The sequence below is a fragment of the Streptomyces sp. UH6 genome (genome assembly GCF_013421635.1).
GTDB classification, from domain to species: Bacteria; Actinomycetota; Actinomycetes; order Streptomycetales; family Streptomycetaceae; genus Streptomyces; species Streptomyces abyssomicinicus.
In genome coordinates, this window is record NZ_JACADT010001301.1 from 1 (window position 1) to 1,278 (window position 1,278).

1 protein-coding gene is annotated in these 1,278 nt (G+C 75.4%); it reads left to right on the forward strand.

Annotation, left to right across the window (positions count from 1 at the left end):
* The coding region (locus HW445_RS31445) for a xanthine dehydrogenase family protein molybdopterin-binding subunit (RefSeq protein ID WP_180224174.1) at window positions 1–1,278 on the forward strand (1,278 nt) is incomplete at both ends.

A 1,278-nucleotide genomic window follows, 5' to 3' on the forward strand; every position in this document is an offset into this window, starting at 1 on the left:
GCCGCGTGCTGCGCGTCGACGCCTCCGCCGCCCTCGCCACACCCGGCGTGCTGGCGGTGCTCACCCACGAGAACGCGCCACGCCTGGCGGAGCCGGACGACCCCACACTGGCGGTCCTGCAGGACGCGCACGTCCCGCACCGCGGCTGGGTCGTCGCCCTGGTGGTCGCCGAGACCCTGGAGGCCGCCCGAGAGGGTGCCGGGGCGGTGCACGTGGAGTACCTGGCCGAGGACCACGACGTGCTGCTGACACCGGACCGCCCCGACGCCTACGTCCCGGAGAAGGCCAACGGCGGCCATCCCGGGCTGCGGGAGCACGGCGACCCGGACGGCGCGTTCGCCTCCGCCCCGGTGCGCGTGGACACCGCCTACCGGGTGCCGCCGCTGCACAACCACCCGATGGAGCCGCACGCCTCCACCGCCCGGTGGACCGACGACGGCCGTCTGGAGGCCTACTGCTCCAGCCAGGGCACCACCAAGGTCCGCCAGACGCTGGCCACGATGTTCGGGCTGCCGGAGCGGTCCGTCACCGTGCGGGCGGAGCACGTCGGCGGCGGTTTCGGCTCCAAGGGCACGCCCCGTCCCGACGTCGTACTGGCCTCGATGGCGGCGCTGCACACCGGACGGCCGGTCGCGCTCGCGCTGCCCCGCCGCGACCTGCCCCAGCTGGTCGGCCACCGGGCGCCGACGCTGCACCGGGTGCGGCTGGGGGCGGGCACGGACGGCCGGATCCGCTCACTGGTGCACGAGGTGACCACCCACACCTCCCGGGTCAGGGAGTTCGTGGAGCAGGCGGCCGTACCGGGCCGGACGATGTACACCTCCCCGCACAGCCGGACCGCGCACCGTGTGGCACGGCTGGACGTCGCCACGCCCTCGTGGATGCGCGCCCCCGGGGAGACACCGGGGATGTACGCGCTGGAGTCGGCGATGGACGAGCTCGCCGAGGCGCTCGGCATGGATCCGGTCGAGCTGCGGGTGGTCAACGACTGCCGGACCGAACCGGACACCGGGAAGCCGTTCAGCAGCCGGCATCTGGTGGAGTGCCTGCGCGAGGGCGCGCGCCGCTTCGGCTGGGCGGGCCGTGACCCCCGTCCGGGGGCGCGCCGTGCCGGACAGGTGCTGACCGGCACCGGTGTGGCGTCGGCCACCTATCCGGTGCTGGTCTCGCCCAGCACCGCCTCGGCGCGCGCCCTGGCGGACGGGACCTTCGTGGTGCGCACGAACGCCACCGAGATCTACACCGGCGCCCTGCACGACGCCGGCGACCTGCGGCGGG